Origin of the sequence: Xanthobacter versatilis (assembly GCF_043193975.1) — a bacterium.
GTDB lineage: Bacteria > Pseudomonadota > Alphaproteobacteria > Rhizobiales > Xanthobacteraceae > Xanthobacter > Xanthobacter autotrophicus_E.
Genome location: NZ_JBAFVB010000003.1, coordinates 408877 through 428995 on the forward strand (window position 1 = coordinate 408877; position 20119 = coordinate 428995).

The window sequence follows — 20119 nt, forward strand, 5'->3', positions numbered from 1 at the left end:
TGGCCGCAGCGCATGCGGGTTGCGGCCATCACGCCTTGTCGTTTGCGTCGAAAGCGCAATAAAAATGTATGTAAAATCGAAGGAAATCCCCATGACGACCCCCGACGCCGACACCCTGCGCCACCTCATCGCCGAGCGCGCCGACGCGCAGCACGCGTTCCTGGCGGAGCTGGTGAAGGTGCCGTCCGACAATCCCCCCGGCGATTGCGCCCCCCATGCCGCCCGCGCCGCCGAGCTGCTGGAAGGGCTCGGCCATGTGGTGGAGCGCCATGTGGTGCCGGCCGACCGGGTGAAGGCGGCGGGCATGATCTCGGTCACCAACCTCATCGTGCGCCATCGTTTCGGGGACGGGCCGGTGATCGCCCTCAACGCCCATGGCGACGTGGTGCCCCCCGGCGAGGGCTGGACCAGGGATCCCTTCGGCGCCGAAGTGGTGGACGGGCGCATGTATGGCCGTGGCGTCGCCGTCTCCAAGTCGGACTTCGCAACTTACGCTTTCGCCCTCGATGCGCTGAAGCGCTCGGGCCTGCCGCTCAAGGGCACGGTGGAACTGCACTTCACCTATGACGAGGAGATCGGCGGCGAGGTGGGGCCGGGCTGGATCCTCGAACAGGGCATCACCAAGCCGGATTATGCCGTCTCCGCCGGCTTCACCTATGGCGTGGTGGTGGGCCACAACGGCTGCCTCCACCTGGAGGTGGAGGTGAACGGCAAGTCGGCCCACGCCGCGCTGCCCTTCACCGGCATCGACGCGCTGGAGGCGGCCAACCACATCCTCACCGCGCTCTATGCCTATCGCGGCACCCTGAAGGACAAGGTGTCCGAGGTGGCGGGCATCGGCTCGCCGCAGCTGACGGTGGGCCTTATCTCCGGCGGCATCAACACCAATGTGGTGCCGGACCGCGTCACCTTCCGCCTCGACCGCCGCATCGTGCCCGACGAGAGCCCGGAAGCGGTGGAAGCCGAAGTGCGCAAGGTGATCTCGGACGCCGCCTCCGCCTTCCCCAAGGCGCGGGTGGAGGTGCGGCGCATCCTGCTGGCGCGGCCTTTGGTGCCCAGCGAGGGAACGAAGGTGCTGTCGTCGGTGCTGTGCCGGAATGCCTCAGCGGTGACCGGCGAGACGGTGAAGGAAACCGGCGTTCCCATCTACACGGATGCGCGGCTTTATGCAGAGGCGGGCGTGCCGGTGGTGCTCTACGGCGCCGGCCCCCACACCATCGAGGAGGCCAACGGCCACCGGGCGGACGAGAACCTGCTCCTGTCGGACCTCGACAAGGCGACCTTGGTCATCGCCCTCACCCTGCGCGACCTGCTGGCATAGGGGCAAGCGGGGAGGGCCGCGGGCGGCGCATCTCCCCGCGCGGCCTTTTTACCTTCCGGTTTGTGGAAGATGGGGCTTCGCCGCCGAGGGGGCGAAGCGCCTGTGTGCTGTGGCCGGCGCGCCCTTCAACGTCCGCTGCCCGTTCGGTAGACTGACGCGAGTGATTCGCGGGGGCGCCGGAGGAAGCTGCGGCGCCCGTCGGGCAGGGGAAGGACACCGGGGCGAATGGCGGACCGCATCCGGACCGGCGTTCCGCGCCAAAGGCGCGGGCGTGAGCAGGGCAGCGCTCACCGGGCGGTGGGGCTGCGCCGGTTCTCCTTGCCGTCATGCTCGGTCCGTCCTGTCTGCGCCGGTCTCGCTGCGGTCTTCCTTTCTTCCACGCTGTTCGTAAGCCCGGCTGCCGCCGGTTGGGATGCGGCCGCGACCGCGGCCGGCGCCCTTTGGCCGGTGGCGGGGCTTGCGGCTGCCGCCATCGCCGGCCTTGCCGCCATGCGCAGCCATCGCGTGGCGAAGGACCTGCGCGGCCGCATTGAAGCCGCCGAACGCGCCGCCGCGGATGCCGCCGCCTCCGCCGCCCGCGCCCGCGCCGAGGCCCAGGCCTGCCGTGTCCTCCTGTCCGATGGCGCTCCGGCCTTCCTGCTGTGGACGGGGCGGGAGGCGCCGGCCGACCTGTTCGGCCGCACCCCTGAGACGCTAAAGGCCGAGCTGGGGCCCGCCTCATCCGCCTTCGAAACCGCGCTCGCCCGTCTGAAGGCGGAGGATGGCGCCTTCTCCCAGACACTGGACACGCCCAGGGGGCCGCTGCGGCTCGACGGCAGGAGCCGGGCGGGCGCCGGCATCCTGCTGCTGGCCCCGCTCAGCAGCGAAACGTCCGGGCATGAGGCTGGCCCGATGGCGTCCGGCCTTGCGGCCTTGCTCGATGCGGCGCCCGCCCCGGCGTGGCTGCGCGGGGCGGATGGCGCGCTGTCTTATGTGAACCCCGCCTTCGTGGTGGCGGTGGGCGCCGCCTCGGCGGAGGAGGCCCGCGCGCAGGGCCTCGACCTCCTTGACGGCAAGACGCGCGCTGCCGCCGCCAGCGCGGAAGGCGCGGACGGTCATTTCCGCCAGCGGGTGAAGGCCGTCACCAAGGGCCAGCGGCGGCAGATGGAGGTGGTGGAGGTGGCCGGCATCTTCGGCACCGCCGGCATCGCCATCGATGTGACGTCGGAGGAAGACGCGCGGGCGGAGATGAAGCAGGCGGTGGTCGCCCATCGCCGCACCCTCGACCAATTGACCACGGCGGTGGCCATCTTCGGCGCCGACGAGCGCCTCGTGTTCCACAATGCCGCCTATGAGCGGCTGTTCGACCTCTCCCCCGCCTTTCTCGACCAGCACCCGCCGGAAGGCGAGATCCTGGAAGACCTGCGCACCCGTCGCAAGGTGCCCGAGCAGGCGGATTTCCGCGGCTGGCGCGCCCAGCTGCGCGAGGCCTACCGGGCCATCGAGCCGGTGAACGACTGGTGGCACCTGCCCGGCGGGCAGATGCTGCGGGTGGTGGTGACGCCCAATGCGGAAGGCGGCGTCACCTATCTGTTCGACGACCTCTCCGAGCATATGGCGCTGGAGAGCCGCTACAACACGCTCATCCGCATCCAGGGCGAGACGCTGGACGGGCTGGCGGAAGCCGTCGCCGTGTTCGGCTCGGACGGGCGGCTCAATCTTTACAACCACGCGTTCCTCGGCCTGTGGTCGCTCGAGGCTCGCGCTTTGGGCGAGCGACCGCACGTGGATGCGGTGGCCGCCCTGTGCCGGCCGCTGCATGGCGAGACCTCGGCCTTCGCCCGCATCCGCCACGCGGTGACCACCATCGGCCCGCGCGAGGCGGTGACTTTGCGCATCGAGCGCCCGGACGGCCGGGTTCTGGACGGCGCCACCCAGCCGCTGCCGGACGGCGGCACCATGGTCACCTTCCGCGATGTCACCGACAGCGTGAAGGTGGAGCGGGCGCTGATCGAGCGCGCCGAGGCGCTGGAGGCGGCGGACAAGCTGAAGAATGCCTTCGTCGGCCACGTCTCCTACCATTTGCGCACGCCCCTCAACACGCTCCTGGGCTATGCCGACATGCTGCGGGATGGCCTAGCCGGCCCGCTCAATACCCGCCAGCAGGATTATCTGGAGCACATGCGCCAGTCCTCCGACCAGCTGCGCGCGCTGATCGACGACATCCTCGACCTCGCCTCCATCGATGCCGGGGCCATGGAGCTGGACCTGTCCGACGTGGACGTGGGCGAGACCGTGCTCGGCGTCGCCGAGGCGGTGCGCGATCCGGTGGCGGAGGCGGGGCTGAACCTTGCCGTCAGCGTCGGCCCGGATGCGGGCCATTTCGTCGCCGACGGGCGGCGGGTGCGGCAGATCCTGTTCAACCTCCTGTCCAACGCCATCGCCGTCTCGCCCGCCGGCGGCACGGTGAGCCTCGGCGCGGTGCGGCGCGACGGGGCGCTGGTCTTCACCGTGCGCGACGAGGGGCCGGGCGTGCCCGCCGAGGTGGCCGATACCCTGTTCGAGCGCTTCGAGAGCCGCAGCGCCGGCCCGCGCCATCGCGGGGTGGGGCTGGGCCTTGCCATCGTGCGCTCCTTCATGACCCTCCATGGCGGCTCCGTCACCGTGGCGCCGGCCGGGCGCGGGCCGGACGCCAAAGGTACCCTCGCCACCTGTATCTTTCCCTTGTCCGGCGAAGGCCGGAGAGAGGCCGCCGAATGAGCCTCGTGATCGAACGCCTTGCCGGCCAGCCCGTCGCCTGCCGTGTCGTGCTCCAGGATCTCGCGGCGACAGCCCGCCTCGCCGGCTGGCTCTCCACCTGGTTCGGGCCGAAGGACACCATCACCCTCACCGGCGACCTCGGCGCGGGCAAGACCGAGTTCGCCCGCGCCCTCATCCGCGCCTTCGCGGAAGAGCCCGGCGTGGACGTGCCGAGCCCCACCTTCCCGATCCTGATCTCGTACGATTTTCCCCGCGGCCGGGTGGTGCATGCCGACCTCTACCGCATCATCGAGACCGATGAGCTGGACGAACTGGGCTGGGACGAGCTGCGCGAGAATGCACTGTTGCTGGTGGAATGGCCGGACCGGGCCGACGACCGCCTGCCGACGGACCGCCTCGACGTGGAGCTGTTCCACGCCGCCGGCACCGACTTTGGCGCCGGGCTTGGGCCGGAGGCGCGGGTGGCCATCCTGACCGGGCATGGCAGCGTCGGCGCCCGGCTCGACCGGTTCCAGATCGCCGATGGCCTGATCGAGCAGAGCGGGTTCGCCGCCGCCGAGCGGGTATTCCTGCAGGGCGATGCCTCCAGCCGCTCCTATACCCGCCTCGTGGCGCCGGGCCGCTCCGCCATCCTGATGAATGCGCCGCGCCAGCCGGACGGGCCGCCCCTGCGCCGGGGCCTGCCCTACAGCCAGCTGGTGCATCTGGCGGAGGACGTGAAGCCCTTCGTGGCCATGGACCGCGCCCTGCTGGCGCAGGGCCTGTCGGCGCCGCTGCTGTATTCCGCCGACCTTGATGCGGGCCTCCTGGTGCTGGAGGACCTGGGGCGCGAGGGCGTCGTCGCTGGTTCGCCGGCCGCGCCGGTTCCCGAGCGCTACCATGCGGCGATCGAGGTGCTCGCCGCCCTCCACACCCGCAACCTGCCGCGCACGCTGAATGTGGCGCCGCGGGTGGAGCGGGCGCTGCCCACTTATGACGTGGCGGCCATGCTCACCGAGATCGACCTGATGCTGGACTGGTATTTGCCGGCCCGTGGCATCCGGCTGGATGGCGTGGTGCGCGAGGAATTCCACCTGCTCTGGCGCAGCGCGCTCAACCCGGTGCTGGCGGAGCCGCCGACCTGGGTGCTGCGCGACTACCATTCCCCGAACCTCATCTGGCTGCCGGAGCGTGAAGGGCTGCGCAAGGTGGGCCTGATCGATTTTCAGGATGCGGTGATGGGCCCGGCCGCCTATGACGTGGTCTCGCTGGCGCAGGACGCGCGTGTGGACGTGCCTGAAGGGCTGGAGCTGCAACTGGTGAGCCACTACGTGAAGCTGCGGCGCGAGGCCGACCCCACCTTTGACGTGCGCGGCTTCGCGCGATCCTATGCGCTCATGGGCGCGCAGCGGGCGTCCAAGATCCTCGGCATCTTCACAAGGCTCAATGATCGCGACGGCAAGCCGCATTACCTGCGCCACCTGTCGCGCATCCGCCGCCATCTTGCCCGCTGCCTCAGCCACCAGGATCTCGGCTCGCTCCGGTCGTGGTACGAGTCGGTGCTGCCATCCAAGGATTTCGCCGCGTGACGGACAAGGCACAGGCCGGCCATTCGACGGCCCAGATTTCCGACAACCGGATTTCCACCGCAATGGTGCTCGCCGCCGGGATGGGCACGCGCATGCGTCCGCTCACCGACACGCGGCCCAAGCCGCTGGTGGAGGTCTACGGCCGCCCTCTCATCGATCATGTGCTCGGCCGCGTGGCCGACGCCGGCATCCCCCAGGCGGTGGTCAACCTGCACCATCACGCCGACATGCTGGAGGCGCATCTCAAGGCCCGGGGCGGGCCGCCGCAGATCGTCCTGTCCGACGAGCGCGGCCAGTTGCTGGAGACTGGCGGTGGCGTGCGGAAGGCGCTGCCGCTGCTTGGGCCGGACCCGTTCCTCGCCATCAATTCGGACACCATCTGGATCGAAGGCATGCGGCCAAACCTGGTGCGGCTGATGGAGCATTTCGATCCGGAGCGGATGGATGCGCTGCTGCTCCTCGCCTCGGCCGCCCATTCCATCGGCTACGACGGCATGGGCGACTTCCAGATGGACAAGCTCGGCCGCCTGACCCGTCGGGCCGAGCGCACGGTCGTGCCCTTCGTCTATGCCGGGGCCGCCATCCTGAAGCCGGAGCTGTTCGAGGGCACGCCGGATGGCGCCTTCTCCCTCAACCGCATTTTCGACAAGGCCGCCGAGGCCGAGCGCCTGTTCGGCCTGCGCCTCGACGGCATCTGGATGCATGTCGGTACCCCCGATGCCATCGCCCTCGCCGAGGAAGCGATCCAGAGGTCCAGCGACTGAGATCCAAAGCGTTTTCGAGCGAAGTGGGCACCGGTTCGCGTGAAGAACGCGCGTTACAGCAACGATCTAGACAGGGGAGGGACGGCCGTGCCGCGCGTGCTCACCATCCCGTCCTCGGCGCCGTTCCTGCCGACTTTGGCGACAGCGCTGCTCGACGGCACGCTGGTGGAGGGCTTCGCGCCGCGCGCGGATCCGCTGGCGCTGGCCGGCGCCACCGTGTTCCTGCCCACCCGCCGTGCCGGGCGCCTGTTCGCCGAGGCACTGCTCCAAGCCTCCGGCGGCGCGGTATTGCTGCTGCCGAAGATCGTGCCTTTGGGCGACGTGGACGAGGACGCACTCGCTTTCTCCGAGGATGCGCCGGTGCTGGCCGCGCCCCACGCCATCGCCCCGGTGCATCGCCGTCTGGTGCTGGCGCGGCTGGTGGCCCATTGGCGCGATACCCTCGCGAAAGCAGCCGGGCGGGAGGCGGTGGCCGCCGGCACCGCCGCCACCTTCGCCCTGGCCGATGCCCTCGGCGCCCTGTTCGACGACCTCACCACGGCGGGACTGACCGTGGACGGGCTCGACGGCCTGGTGCCAGAGGAGCTGGACCGCTATTTCCGCGTGGGGCTGGATTTCGTGCGCATCGCCCGGCGCGCCTTCACCGACTATCTGGACATCGCCGGGCTGGTGGAGCCCGCCGCCCGCCGCGACGCGCTGGTGGATGCGGAAGCGCGCCGCCTCGCCGCCCTGGGAAGCGACGCCGGCCCGGTGATCGCCGCCGGCTCCACCGGCTCCATGCCAGCCACCGCCCGCCTCCTGGCCACCATCGCCGGCCTGCCGAAGGGCGCCGTGGTGCTGCCGGGCCTCGACCAGGATCTCGACGCCGCCTCCTTCGCCCGTATCACCGACGGGCGGGACGCGGCGCCGGACCATCCGCAATATGGCCTTGCCCGGCTGCTTCCGCGCCTCGGCGTGGCGCGGGGCGATGTGCTGTCCCTTGCCGCGCCCACCGCCTTCGGTCGCGAGCGGCTCATGAGCGAGGTGATGCGGCAGGCCGAGACCTCCGACCTGTGGGCGAGCGTCTCCGATCGCCTGCCGTCGGCGGCGCTGGGCACCGCCATGGCCGGCATCAGCGTGGTGGAGGCGGACGACCCCCGCGCCGAAGCCCTGGCCATCGCCTTGCTGCTGCGCCACAGCCTGGAGCGGGAGGGTGAGACCGCCGCCCTCGTCACCCCCGACCGCGATCTCGCGCGCCGGGTGGCGGCGGAGATGGCGCGCTTCGGCGTGGCGCTGGACGATTCCGCCGGCACCCCGCTGGCCGACAGTCCCGCCGGGCGGCTTGCCGGCCTGCTCGTGATGGCGGCGGCGGAGGACCTGGCGCCGGTGCACCTGTTCGCGCTGCTCACCCATCCCCTGGCCCAATTCGGGCTGGCGTCCGAGGCGAAGGCGGATGCGGTGGCGGCGCTGGAGCTGGTGGCCCTGCGCGGCCCGCGCCCGCGCGCCGGCATCGATGGATTGAGGGATGCCATCGCCGCCTTCGACCGGGAGGATTTTCGTGGCGCCGACCCGCGCCGGCGCATGGGGGAGGGGGCGCTCAACCGCGCCCGCGATCTGGTGGACCGGCTCGACCGGGCGCTCGGCCCGCTGCTCACCCTCGGCGCGCAGCGGGGCGTGGCACCGCTTTCGGCGCTCGTCGCCGCCCACCGCGCCGCCTGGGTGGAGACCGCCGGCCCCCTCGACATCGACGCGGAGGATGCGGCGGAAGCCGCTTTGGCGCGCACCTTCGAGACGCTGGACGGGGCGGCGGGCGATGGTCCCGCCCTCGACCTTAGCGCCTATGCGGACGCGGCCGGGGCCCTGTTCGCCGACGCCATGGTGCGCCCGCGCGCCGAGCCCCATGCGCGCATCCGCATCCTCGGCCCGCTCGAGGCGCGCCTCATCCATGTGGACCGCATGGTGCTGGGCGCGCTCATCGAGGGCAGCTGGCCGCGCATCGCCGAGACCGACCCCTGGCTCAGCCGGCCCATGCGCGGCGATCTGGGGCTCGATCTGCCGGAGCGGCGCATCGGCCTCTCCGCCCACGATTTCGTCCAGGGCTTCGGCGCCGCCGAGGTGGTGCTGACCTTCGCCGCCAAGGTAGGGGGCACCCAGAGCGTGCCGTCGCGCTTCGTGCAGCGGTTGAAGACGGTGGCGGGCGAGGCGGAATGGACGGCCGCCCGCACCCGCGGCGCCCGCTGGGTTCAGGCCGCGCGGCGGCTGGACGATGCCCCCGCCGTGCCCCGCGCCACCCGCCCCGCGCCGGCCCCGCCGCTGGCGCTCAGGCCCCGCCGACTCTCGGTGACGGAGGTGGAAACCTTCCTGCGCGATCCCTATTCCATCTATGCCCGCCATGTGCTCGGCCTCATCCCCCTCGATCCGCTGGACGCCGCACCCGGCGGGGCGGAGCGCGGATCGGCCCTGCACGAGGCCATCGGCCGCTTCACCCAGGACCACCCGCGCAAGCTGCCACCCGATGCGCTGGAACGTCTGCTGGAGGAGGGCCGGCGTGCCTTCGCCCCGCTCAAGGCCTTCCCCGCCGAGCATGCCCTATGGTGGGCGCGGTTCGAGCGGGCGGCGGGCTTCCTCGTCGCCTTCGAGCGGGAGCGGCGGGGGCACCTCGACCATGTGGTGGCGGAAGCCTCCGGCAGTCTTGAAATTCCCTTGGGCGGCGGCGCCTTCCGCCTCACCGGGCGGGCCGACCGCATCGAGGTGCGCCGCGACGGCCTGCTCAATATCCTCGACTACAAGACCGGCACGGCGCCCAGCGCCCGACAGGTCGCCTCGCTCTCGCCCCAGCTGCCGCTGGAGGCCGCCATGGCCCGGCGCGGCGCCTTCCCCGACGTGCCGGCGATGGACGTGGCGGACCTGCTCTATGTGGAGCTGAAAGGCGGCGCGGCGGGGGGCGAGGAAAAGCCCATCCGCCTCAAGGACCGCGACACCATGGACCTCGCCGAAACCGCCCTCGCGGGCCTTGAAAGCCTGCTCATGGCGTTCGAGAACGAGGCGCAGGGCTATCGCTCGCTGGCCGCGCCGCAATGGTCGGGCACCTTCGGCACCTATGATCATCTGGCCCGCGTGCGCGAATGGGCGCTCTCGGGGGAGGAGGGCGAATGAGCGCCGACCTTACCCCCGAAGCCACCCCCGATGCCGCCCGCGACCCCAAGTCCGAGGCGACGCGCCGCCAATCGGAGGCCTCCCATCCCGACTTCTCGGCCTGGGTGTCGGCCAATGCCGGCTCGGGCAAGACCCATGTGCTGGCGCGCCGCGTCATCCGCCTGCTGCTCGCCGGCACGCCGCCGGGGCGCATCCTGTGCCTCACCTATACCAAGGCGGCGGCGGCCAACATGGCCAACCGCGTGCTGGCCATCCTTGGCCGCTGGGTGCGCCTGCCCGATGCGGAGCTGGACGACGCCATCCGCGACACGGTGGGCTCGCCCCCCGACGCCGCCCTGCGTGCCCGCGCCCGCCGGCTGTTCGCCGCCGCGTTGGAGACACCGGGCGGGCTGAAGATCCAGACCATCCACGCCTTCTGCGGCGCCCTGCTGCATCGCTTTCCGTTCGAGGCGGACGTGGCCGCCGGCTTCGGCGAACTGGACGAGGTGGGCCGTCAGGAGCTGATGGCCCGCATCCGCGCCGACCTCGTGGTGGCGGCCAGCCGCACGCCCAACGCGCCCCTTGGCGAGGCGCTGGCGCGGCTCACCGAAGATATGTCCGACAGCGGCCTCTCAGGCCTATTGGAGGCCGCCGTCGCCCTGCGCGCCCGCATCCTGCTGCTGGGCGACACGCCTCAGGCGCGGCGGGCGGCGGTGGCGCGGGCGCTGGATCTACCGGCGGATGCGAGCGTGGCGGATCTGGAAGTGCAGATGCTGGCGAGCCCCCATCTGCCCCATTCCGAATGGGCGAGCGCGGCGGCGGAACTGGCCGCTTCCGACAAGGCCACCGACCGCACCCGAGGCGACGATCTTCTGGCCGCCGCCGAGGCGGGGGACACGGCGTCCGGCCTTGCCGCCTGGCGGCGGGTGTTCTTCGGCTCGGAGGGACCGCGCTCGGACCGCAACCTCTTCACCAAGGGCTTTGCTGACCGTGCCCCCGGCCTTGCCGCGCGGTTGCGGGACGAGCGGGACCGCCTCGCGGTGCTTGCCGACCAGCTGCTGGGTGCCCGCACCCTGGAGCGGACCGAGGCAGCGCTGACCCTCGCGGCCGAAGCCGTCCGCCGCTACGAGGCGGAGAAGGCGGCGCGCGGGCTGCTGGATTTCGACGACCTCATCGTCAAGGCCGCCCAGCTTCTGTCGGACCAGCCCACCTTCGTGCAATATAAGCTTGACCAGGGCATCGACCACATCCTGGTGGACGAGGCCCAGGATACCAGCCCGCAGCAGTGGCGGGTGGTGCAGGGCCTCGCCGACGATTTCTTCTCCGGCGCCGGCGCGCGGGAGGACGTGACCCGCACCCTGTTCGTGGTGGGCGACGAGAAGCAGTCCATCTTCTCCTTCCAGGGCGCCGACCCGCGCGCCTTCGGCGAGATGCGCTCGACCTTCGCGCGTAAGGCGGGGCCACAGGCCCTGCGGCGGGTGGAGCTGCCCCATTCCTTCCGCTCCGCCCCCGGCGTGCTGGAGGCGGTGGACCAGATCTTCTCCCGCCCCGAAGCCCATGATGGCCTCACCCTGGACGCCGTGGCCCCGGTGCACGCCGCCATCCGCGCCGATGCGCCGGCCCTGGTGGAGATCTGGCCCACCACCACGCCCGAGCCCGCAACCCAGCCCGACAATTGGCGCCGCCCGCTGGACGAGGCGCCGGTGGACGACCCGGTGAGCCGGCTCGCCCAGCGCATCGCCGGCTTCATCCAGGCGGGCATCGCCAAGGGCCTCGCTATCCCCTCCCGGCAGGGGCGGCCCATGCGGGCGGGCGACGTGCTGGTGCTGGTGCGCCGTCGCGGGCGGGTGTTCGAGGCCGTCATCCGCGCCTTGAAGGAATTGAAGGATGCGCAGGTGGAAGTGGCGGGCGCCGACCGCCTGGTGGTGGCCGAGCATATCGCCGCCCTCGACCTGATGGCGCTGGGCGATACGCTGGTCTCCCCCGACGACGACCTGGCGCTGGCGGCCCTGCTGAAGAGCCCGCTGTTCGGCCTCACCGACGACGATCTCCTGGCCCTGTGCCCCGGCCGGAGCGGGCGGCTGGTGGACGCGCTCAAGGCGGCGCCGGATCCGCGCCATGCTGCAGCCTGGGCGCGGCTCGCCGCATGGCGCGGGGAGGCGGCCTTGCTGCGGCCGTTCGATTTCTACGCCCGCGTGCTGGGCCGCGACGGCGGCCGGCGCGCCATGCTGGCCCGGCTCGGTCCCGAGGCGGCGGACGTGCTGGACGAATTCATGGTGCTGGCCCGCGCCTACGAATCCACCGAGCCGGCGAGCCTTGCCGGCTTCCTCGCCTATCTGCGCCGGGGCGGTGCCGAGACCAAGCGCGACATGGAGAGCGGCCGCAACGAGGTGCGGGTGATGACCGTGCACGGCGCCAAGGGCCTTGAAGCGCCCATCGTCATCCTCGCCGACACGGTGGACATGCCGAAGGCCCGCTCCGCCGGAGGTCTTGTGAGCGTGCCGGGGCCGGAGGGGGAGGTGCCGGTGCTGGCCCCGCGCAAGGCGGAGGACCCCGAGCGCCTCGCCGCCGCCCGCGCCACGGCCGCCGCCCGCGATCTGGAGGAGCACCGGCGCCTGCTTTATGTGGCCCTCACGCGGGCCGAGGATGCGGTGATCGTCTGCGGTGCCGAGACCCGCGCGCCGGCCAAGGACAAGGCCCATGCCCGTCCGGAGGGCTGCTGGTACGAGCTGGTGCGCGCCGCCCTCGCGCCGGAGGCGGACGAGCAGGATGCCCTCGGCTTTGAGGGCCAGGTGCTGCGCTGGAACAAGGGGCCGGGCTTCGCCGTGGCCGGGCCGGCGGCGGCCCCTTCCGCGGCTGGCGCAGAGCCGGCGCTGCCGATTTTCGCCAATCCACCGCCCCCGGAAGCCGCGCCGCGCCTGCTGCGGCCTTCGAAGACCGAGGCCGCCGGTCCCTCGCCCTTGCGCACGCCGGGACCGGAGACGGCGCTGTCGCCCCTGGTGCGGGGCGATCTGGTCCATCGCCTGCTCGCCGGCCTGCCCGACCTGCCGGCACAAGAGCGCGCGGCGGCGGGCCTGCGCCTTCTGCGGCACGCGGCGGACAAGGTGGCGGACGAGATTCATCAGGAGGTGCTGGAGGAAGCGCTGGGCGTCCTCGGCCATGCGCCGCTCGCGGACCTGTTCGGCGCCGGAAGCCGGGCGGAAGTGCCGGTCATCGGCCGGCTGAAGGCGCAGGAGGGCGCGGATTTCCACGTTTCCGGACGAATTGACCGGCTGGCGGTGACGCCCGACCTGCTGATTGTCGCCGACTTCAAGACCGACCGCACCCCACCCCAGCGGCCGGAAGACGTGGCCGAGGCTTATGTGGCGCAGCTTGCCGTCTATGGCGCTCTTCTGTCGCAGGTGTTCGCCGGGCGGGCCTTCGAGGCGCGGCTGGTCTATACGACGGGTCCTCGCGTTTTCCGGCTCGAATCCGCCCGTTTGCAGGCGGCGCTGGCCCGGCTCGGTCTCACCTCGCCGTGACGGCGCCTTGACGAAGAGGGGAGGGGCTCCCTACGTTCGGTCCCAACATTCAGTGGTTCCCCCGGTTCCCCCCTACGAGGTCTGCCATGTCGGTCGAGAAGGTTTCGGATCAGAATTTTGAGCAGGACGTGCTTCAATCCAGCGCGCCGGTCATCGTGGACTTCTGGGCCGAGTGGTGCGGCCCCTGCCGCATGGTCGCCCCCATCCTCGAGGAAGTCTCTGGCGAGATGGGCGAGAAGATCCGTATCGTGAAGCTGAACGTGGATGAGAATCCTGCCACCGCTTCCAAGTACGGCATCATGTCCATCCCCACCCTGCTGCTGTTCAAGGACGGCAAGATCGCCTCCCGCCAGGTCGGCGCCGCCCCCAAGGCCAAGCTGGTGCAGTGGATCAACGGCGCCATCTGAGCCCGTAGGGTCGCTCTGAAAAAACAAGCCGCCGTTGCCTTGATGGGCAGCGGCGGCTTTCTCGTGTCTGTCTGGCTGTCGTGATGGGGTGTCGCGCTCAGAACTGCGCCACCGCATGGGCGAACGACGAGCGCCTGGCCTCGAAGGCGGACACCGGCTTCGCCCGCCACGGCCGGTCGAGGCAAAGGCTCGCATCATTGAGCCTTGCGGCTTCGACACGGGCATCGGCCTCGCTGGCATAGCATCGCGCCTCCTTGGCAAAGAACGCACCGCCGGGAATGATGAGGTCGGCGCCGTCCTCGGTGGACATGCGGGTTTCGCTGCCGTCGAAGAACACCCAGCCGCATGGCGCCGCGGGCACCAGACGCGCCACCAGGTGGGTCATGGGGAGGGCGCGGGCCTGTGGCGGGTCGCGCCGGGCGTGGAAGCGAAAGTTGAACATCATCCTCAGTCCTCTTCTGCCGTTGGGACGCGCCGGGCGTGTCCATGTGGGCTTTGAAGAGGGAATGCCCCCGGTGGGGCAGACGTTCCCTGCTTGGCGGCAGGTAGTGCTTACAAAGGGTTGATGACGCGGCCCGGAGGCTTGCGCGCGCTCAATAGCTGACCGCGGCCAGATAGAGCCCGGCGGCGGGCGCCATGGGGCCGCAGCGGGTGCGGTCGGCGGCTTTCAGGGTGGCTTCCAGATCGTCGGCGCTCCAGCGCCCTTCGCCCACCCGCATCAGCGAGCCCACCATGGAGCGCACCTGATGGTGCAGGAAGGACCGCGCCGAGGTGATGACGCGGATCTCGTCGCCGGAGCGGGAAACGTCCAGCTGGTCCAGGGTCTTGAGCGGCGAGGCGGCCTGGCATTCGGCGGCGCGGAAGGTGGAGAAATCGTGCTTGCCCAAAAGCCGCTGGGCGGCCTCATGCATGGCCTGGGCGTCCAGCTTCTGCGGGATGCGCCAGGCCCGGTCCCGGTCGAGGGCGAGGTCCGGCCGCCGGTTGATGATACGGTAGAGATAATGCCGCTTGGTGGCGGAGAAGCGGGCGTCGAAGCTGTCCGGCACCTCTTCGGCGCTCAGAACCGCGATGGGGTGGGGACGCAGCTGCGCGGTCATGGCGTCACGCACCGTGTCGCTGCGCCAGTGCCGGGACAGGTCGACATGGGCCACCTGCCCGGTGGCATGCACCCCCGCATCGGTGCGCCCGGCGCCGGCCACATGCACATCCTCGCCGCAGAAACGCTTGAATGCCTGAGCCAGCGCGCCCTGCACGGTCTCCTGGTCGGCCTGGATCTGCCAGCCGGCATAGGGGGTGCCATCATATTCGATGGTCAGCTTGTAGCGCGGCATGGCGGGGCGAGCCGGCGGCTCAGGTGAGCCGGGTGCCGGGCGGCACGGCATTCCCGTTGAGAAAGCTCGACGCACCCGCTGGCTGCTTGCCTGCCTTCTGCAATTCCACCAGCCGCACCGCGCCGGAGCCGCAGGCGATGGTGAGGCGGTCGTCCAGCACGTCGCCGGGGGGACCCGCGCCCTCCGCGAGGGTCGAGCGCAGCACCTTCACCCGCGTCTCGTCCGGCCCCAGCGGAAACCAGGCACCGGGGAAGGGGGAGAGGCCGCGGATGCGATCGTGCACCACCTGCGCCGGCTGCGACCAGTCGATGCGGGTTTCCGCCTTCTCGATCTTGGCGGCATAGGCGACGCCCGCCTCCGGCTGGGGGGTGAAGGCGAGGCCGCCGCGCTCCAGCGCCGCCAGTGCGCGGGCCATCAGGTCGGCGCCCAGCACCATCATGCGATCATGCAGGTCGCCCGCCGTCATGTCCGGGCCGATGGGGATGCGCTCCACGAGGCCGACGGGGCCGGTGTCGAGGCCCTGCTCCATCTGCATCACGCAGACGCCCGTCGCCTGATCCCCGGCCATGATGGCGCGCTGGATGGGCGCTGCGCCGCGCCAGCGGGGCAGAAGCGAGCCGTGCAAGTTGAGGCAGCCGAGGCGCGGCGCCTCAAGGATCGTCGGCGGCAGGATGAGGCCATAGGCCACCACTACCGCCACGTCGGCGTCATGGGCGGCAAATTCGGCCGCCGCTTCCGGGGTGCGCAGGCTTTTCGGAGTGAGAACCTTGAGGCCGAAGCGCTCGGCCACCTGATGCACCGGGGAGGGGGTGAGATCGAGCCCGCGCCGCCCGGCCGGAGCCGGCGCGCGGGTATAGACGGCCACCACCTCGTGCCCACGTCCGACAATCTCGGAAAGGGTCGGCACGGCGAAATCCGGCGTTCCCATGAAGACGATGCGCATGCTGCCTGATCCAGGCCGGCGCGACCCGTCCAGTCAGGTGCGCGGCGATTGAGCGAAAGGACCCGGATGCGACGGCATCAGCGGGAAAGCGGGAAAGGCGGCGCCGGCGCCCGCGGCGTCAGACCTCGTCCTTGTGCCGCGCCAGCTTGGTGAACTTCTTGATCACCCGGTCGCGCTTCAGCTTCGAGATGTGGTCGATGAAGAGCACGCCGTTCAGATGATCGATCTCGTGCTGCACGCAGGTGGCGAACAGGCCGTCCGCCGCCACTTCGCGCACCTGCCCCTCGATGTCCTGGAAGCGCACGGTGACCCGCGCCGGCCGTTCCACCTCCTCGTAATATTCGGGGATGGAGAGGCAGCCCTCGGCATAGACCGAGGTTTCCTCGGATGCTGCGATGATTTCGGGATTGATGAGGGCGATGGGCTTCTTCGCCTCGCCCTCGCGCGCGACATCAATGGTGACGACGCGCCGCTGCACGCCCACCTGGATCGCCGCGAGGCCGATGCCCGGCGCGTCGTACATGGTGTCGAACATGTCTTCCACGAGCTTCTTCACCTCGCTGTCGATTTTCTCGACGGATGCCGAGAGAGTGCGCAGCTTGGGCTCGGGGATGATGAGGATGGGTCGCGTCGCCATTCTCGCGAAATAAGCGAAGCTTCGCGTCCGGTCAATATGTTCGCTGTTTGTTCGGATCGAGAATCGCGATAGAAGGGGCCATGCGGGAGGCCCTATTCAGTCTGGCAGGTTACGCCGTCACTCTGGCCGAGGCCGCAGCCTTGGGCGCGGGACTGCTTGCGCTGCTTGTGTTCATGGTGGGCGTGTCCCTCGTGCGCCAGTCGCGGGCGCGGGCTGCTGCGGTGGCCGAGGAGGCGCTGCGGCGCGACGAAATGGACCGCCGCCTGCGCGAGCTGGTCCGCGTCCAGTCGGAGACCGCGGGTCGGGTGCAGAGCATGACGGAGGTGCTCGCCCACCGTCAGAGCGAGCTGGCCCGCGCGGTTGCGGAACGGCTGGATGCCACATCCCACCGCATCGGCGAGACGCTGTCCACCAGCGCCCGTGCCACCCATGAGAACCTGACCCGCATCGCGGAACGCCTGGTGATGGTGGAAAAGGCGGAGCGCAGCCTCACCGACCTGTCGGCCCAGGTGGTGGCGCTGAAGGACACGCTGGCTAACAAGCAGGCCCGTGGCGCCTTCGGGCAGGCCCGCATGGAGGCTATCGTCGCCGACGGACTGCCGCGCGGCAGCTTCGCCTTCCAGCACACCCTCTCCAACGGCAAGCGGCCGGACTGCGCCATCTTCCTGCCCGGCGACCCGCGCCCGCTGCTGGTGGATTCGAAATTCCCGCTGGAATCAGTCACCGCCTTCCGTGAGGCGCCCTCGGCCGACATCCGCAAGGCGGCGGGCCAAAGGCTGCGCAACGACCTCCTGAAGCACGTTTACGACGTTGCGGAGCGCTATTTCGTGCCCGGCGAGACCCAGGACGTGGCCCTCATCTTCGTGCCGTCCGAATCGGTCTATGCGGAGATTTCCGAGCATTTCGACGGCGTCGTCCAGGAGGCCTATCGTCTGCGCGTGGTGCTGGTCTCGCCGTCATTGCTCATGCTGGCGATCCAGGTGGTGCAGGCCATCGCCAAGGATGCTCGCATGCGGGAGGCGGCGGACCGGGTGCGTGCCGAAGTGGCGGCATTGGTGGTGGATGTCACGCGCCTGCGCGAGCGGGTGGGGGACCTCGCCAAGCATTTCGCGCAGGTGGGCGACGACGTCGGCCGCGTCATCGTCTCCGCCGACAAGATCGCCCGTCGCGGCCTCAGGCTGGAGCAGCTCGATTTCGAGACACCGCCCGGCCCGCCGGAGGGGGCGAAGGTCACCCCGCTCGATTGAGGGGACAAGATCGACGCGCTCTCTTGCGCGGGGGGCCGGTCGGTCCGATCCTATGAGGCGATGAAGATTCGCGTGCCGGTTGCGGCGCGTCCCATTCAGTTTTGAGAACAACATGCCCGAATTGCCCGAGGTGGAGACCGTCCGCCGCGGTCTCATTCCTGTCCTGCAAGGTGCCGTGATCGAAAGCGCGGAGGCCCGTAGGCCGGACCTGCGCTGGCCCTTGCCCGACAATTTCGCCGAGCGCCTTGCCGGCCGCCGGGTCGAGGCCATCGGCCGTCGCGCCAAATATCTCCTTGCCGATCTGGACGGCGGCGAGGTGATGATCCTGCATCTCGGCATGTCCGGCTCCATCCGCATCGAAGGTGGCGCGGTGAAGGGCCGCCCCGGCCGCTTCCATCATCCGCGCGGGGCGGGTGGACCGCACGACCACGTGGTGCTGCACCTCGCCGGCGGGGCGACGGTGACCTTCAACGATCCCCGGCGCTTCGGCGCCATCCTGATCGTGCCCTACGACCAGATCATGTCCCATCCGCTGCTGGCGGGCCTCGGGCCGGAGCCGCTGGGCAACGGCTTCAATGCCGAATATCTCGCTCGCGCCTGCGCCCGCCGCCACACCTCGCTGAAGGCGGCGCTGCTGGACCAGAAGCTGGTGGCAGGGCTTGGCAACATCTATGTGTGCGAGGCGCTGTTTCGCGCCGGCCTGTCGCCGCGCCGCCTCGCCCACACCATCGCCACCGCCGAGGGCGCGCCCACCCGGAGGGCCGAGCGGCTGGTGGTCGCCATCCGCGACGTGCTGCGCGAGGCGATCCATGCCGGCGGCTCCTCCCTGCGCGACCACCGGCAGGTGAACGGTGAGCTGGGCTATTTCCAGCACACCTTCAAGGTCTACGACCGCGAGGGGCAGCCCTGCCAGACCCTGCACTGCAAGGACACCATCCGGCGCATCGTGCAGAATGGGCGTTCGACCTTCTACTGCCCCACCTGCCAGAGGTAGCTTGCCGGAGGTCGTCCCCCGAAGGGCATCCGCCAAAGGTCGGGCAGGCCTGCACGACGACTGTGCGGCGATGCCTCTTCGCCTCGCCCCCCTGACGCGATACAGCACGGTGACCGCGCGTGCTGGCGCCGCGCGGAGCCTTGAGCCGGCGTCGCGCCGGGGGACGAGCATGACCCGGCGTCACGCCGGGCGACGAGGAGGAATGGGATGGCATACGAGACGATCCTGGTGGAGCAGCACGACCGCGTGGGGCTCATCCGCCTGAACCGCCCCCAGGCGCTCAATGCGCTCAACGGCCAGCTGATCGGCGAGCTGAACGCGGCGCTGGATGCGTTCGAGCAGGATCGGGGCATCGGCTGCGTGGTTCTCACCGGCTCGGAGAAGGCGTTCGCCGCCGGGGCCGACATCAAGGAGATGCAGGTCTTCTCCTATCCCGCGACCTATCTCGACGATTTCATCACCTCCTGGGAGCGGCTGTCGCGCACCCGCAAGCCGGTGATCGCGGCGGTGGCGGGCTTCGCCCTGGGCGGCGGCTGCGAGCTGGCCATGATGTGCGACTTCATCCTGGCCGCCGATACCGCGAAGTTCGGCCAGCCCGAGATCAAGCTTGGGGTGATGCCCGGTGCCGGCGGCACTCAGCGCCTCACCCGATTCGTGGGCAAGTCGAAGGCCATGGAAATGTGCCTCACCGGCCGCCTGATGGATGCCGTCGAAGCCGAGCGCGCCGGCCTCGTCTCGCGCGTGGTGCCGGCAGCCGAACTGCTGGACGAGGCGCTGAAGGTGGCGAAGGTCATCGCCGGCATGTCCGCGCACGTGGCCATGCAGACCAAGGAAAGCGTGAACCGCTCCTACGAGACCACGCTTGCCGAAGGCATCCGCTTCGAGCGGCGGGTGTTCCAGGCCCAGTTCGGCGTCGCCGACCAGAAGGAAGGCATGGCCGCCTTCATCGAGAAGCGCCCCGCGAAGTTCGAGCACTGAGGGCCGTTCCCGCACAGGGCGATTCGTCCCGGTGATGCGGGCATCGAGGCCCGGCTCGGCGGAGGGACGGACCATCGCGATGGCGGAGCGTTTCCGCCATCGCGATCCAGTTTGCCCCACCTCCTATCCAGCGCTGCGATCGCTCTGGCAATTGAATCTGCATGTTCGGCGGGTGAGCGGTGGGGTGCCGCGCCAGGCTTCCGGTCTGGGACGGCGGCAGGTCCCGGCACGACGGCAGGCCGGTCCCGGCGCGGGGTTGGGAGCCGTGGGGCTGAGCTTGTTCACACCTTTCGATCACGTGGTGCGCGGGTGTTATTGACACGTCCCGCGCCCCCCCTTATGTGAGAGCCCTGCCTGACGGCAACGCGCCGTCCGGGGCCCAGGTGGCGGAATTGGTAGACGCACCAGCTTCAGGTGCTGGCGCTCGCAAGGGCGTGGAGGTTCGAGTCCTCTCCTGGGCACCATTCACTTTCTAAATACCTGAAATTATTTAGATTTCTGGCTTATCTTTCCCGGCCGATACGGTGGGGAAGATAAGGTGGGAGAGTTGTTCAC

At 70.4% G+C, this 20119-nt stretch carries 14 protein-coding genes and 1 tRNA gene; 11 read left to right on the forward strand and 4 right to left on the reverse strand.

Annotated elements, in window-relative coordinates; all coding sequences use genetic code 11:
• The first annotated feature begins 91 nt into the window (after positions 1 to 91).
• The 7 genes from V5F66_RS09400 to trxA all read left to right on the forward strand — a co-directional run bounded on the left by V5F66_RS09400 (position 92) and on the right by trxA (position 13434).
• Positions 92 to 1321, forward strand: a complete 1230-nt coding sequence (locus V5F66_RS09400) for an ArgE/DapE family deacylase (RefSeq protein WP_394051387.1) — start codon at positions 92 to 94, stop codon at positions 1319 to 1321.
• Positions 1322 to 1768: 447 nt separating this feature from the next.
• Positions 1769 to 4060 carry a sensor histidine kinase gene (locus V5F66_RS09405; protein ID WP_394093715.1) on the forward strand — a complete coding sequence of 764 codons (2292 nt, stop codon included), beginning with the start codon at positions 1769 to 1771 and terminating at the stop codon, positions 4058 to 4060.
• Positions 4057 to 5628, forward strand: coding sequence for a bifunctional tRNA (adenosine(37)-N6)-threonylcarbamoyltransferase complex ATPase subunit type 1 TsaE/phosphotransferase (locus V5F66_RS09410; RefSeq protein WP_012115272.1), 1572 nt, complete (start codon positions 4057 to 4059; stop codon positions 5626 to 5628). Before V5F66_RS09405 ends, V5F66_RS09410 begins: the two co-directional genes overlap by 4 nt.
• A gap of 62 nt (positions 5629 to 5690) precedes the next feature.
• On the forward strand, positions 5691 to 6392 hold the full coding sequence (locus V5F66_RS09415) for a nucleotidyltransferase family protein (RefSeq protein ID WP_041577204.1): 702 nt from the start codon (positions 5691 to 5693) through the stop codon (positions 6390 to 6392).
• Between the two features lie 87 nt (positions 6393 to 6479).
• Positions 6480 to 9527, forward strand: a complete 3048-nt coding sequence (addB, locus tag V5F66_RS09420; protein WP_394093716.1) for a double-strand break repair protein AddB — start codon at positions 6480 to 6482, stop codon at positions 9525 to 9527.
• A complete protein-coding gene (gene addA, locus V5F66_RS09425; protein ID WP_394093717.1) occupies positions 9524 to 13027 on the forward strand; it encodes a double-strand break repair helicase AddA in 3504 nt (1167 codons plus the stop codon). Before addB ends, addA begins: the two co-directional genes overlap by 4 nt.
• Positions 13028 to 13113: 86 nt before the next feature.
• A complete protein-coding gene (trxA, locus tag V5F66_RS09430) occupies positions 13114 to 13434 on the forward strand; it encodes a thioredoxin (protein WP_012115276.1) in 321 nt (106 codons plus the stop codon).
• A 97-nt stretch (positions 13435 to 13531) separates the two neighbouring features.
• Here the strand turns inward: trxA and V5F66_RS09435 are convergent, their stop codons facing one another.
• The 4 genes from V5F66_RS09435 to def form a co-directional block, all read right to left on the reverse strand.
• Positions 13532 to 13879: a hypothetical protein gene (locus V5F66_RS09435; RefSeq protein ID WP_394093718.1), complete on the reverse strand. Its 348-nt coding sequence runs from the start codon at positions 13877 to 13879 to the stop codon at positions 13532 to 13534.
• A gap of 148 nt (positions 13880 to 14027) precedes the next feature.
• The gene (truA, locus tag V5F66_RS09440; RefSeq protein WP_394093719.1) at positions 14028 to 14765 is read right to left on the reverse strand and encodes a tRNA pseudouridine(38-40) synthase TruA; all 738 of its coding nucleotides are present in this window, start codon (positions 14763 to 14765) and stop codon (positions 14028 to 14030) included.
• A gap of 19 nt (positions 14766 to 14784) precedes the next feature.
• Positions 14785 to 15708, reverse strand: a complete 924-nt coding sequence (gene fmt / locus V5F66_RS09445; RefSeq protein WP_394093720.1) for a methionyl-tRNA formyltransferase — start codon at positions 15706 to 15708, stop codon at positions 14785 to 14787.
• Between the two features lie 118 nt (positions 15709 to 15826).
• Positions 15827 to 16345: a peptide deformylase gene (def, locus tag V5F66_RS09450; protein ID WP_012115280.1), complete on the reverse strand. Its 519-nt coding sequence runs from the start codon at positions 16343 to 16345 to the stop codon at positions 15827 to 15829.
• A gap of 80 nt (positions 16346 to 16425) precedes the next feature.
• On the opposite strand from def, the gene V5F66_RS09455 reads away from it, so the two are divergent.
• The 4 genes from V5F66_RS09455 to V5F66_RS09470 all read left to right on the forward strand — a co-directional run bounded on the left by V5F66_RS09455 (position 16426) and on the right by V5F66_RS09470 (position 20028).
• Positions 16426 to 17592: a DNA recombination protein RmuC gene (locus V5F66_RS09455; protein ID WP_394007948.1), complete on the forward strand. Its 1167-nt coding sequence runs from the start codon at positions 16426 to 16428 to the stop codon at positions 17590 to 17592.
• Between the two features lie 112 nt (positions 17593 to 17704).
• A complete protein-coding gene (gene mutM, locus V5F66_RS09460) occupies positions 17705 to 18586 on the forward strand; it encodes a bifunctional DNA-formamidopyrimidine glycosylase/DNA-(apurinic or apyrimidinic site) lyase (RefSeq protein WP_394093721.1) in 882 nt (293 codons plus the stop codon).
• 207 nt (positions 18587 to 18793) lie between these two features.
• Positions 18794 to 19564 (forward strand): enoyl-CoA hydratase, encoded by a 771-nt coding sequence (locus V5F66_RS09465; RefSeq protein ID WP_012115283.1) that lies wholly within the window; start codon positions 18794 to 18796, stop codon positions 19562 to 19564.
• Between the two features lie 377 nt (positions 19565 to 19941).
• Positions 19942 to 20028: transfer RNA gene (locus V5F66_RS09470), tRNA-Leu, on the forward strand.
• Positions 20029 to 20119 lie beyond the last annotated feature (91 nt).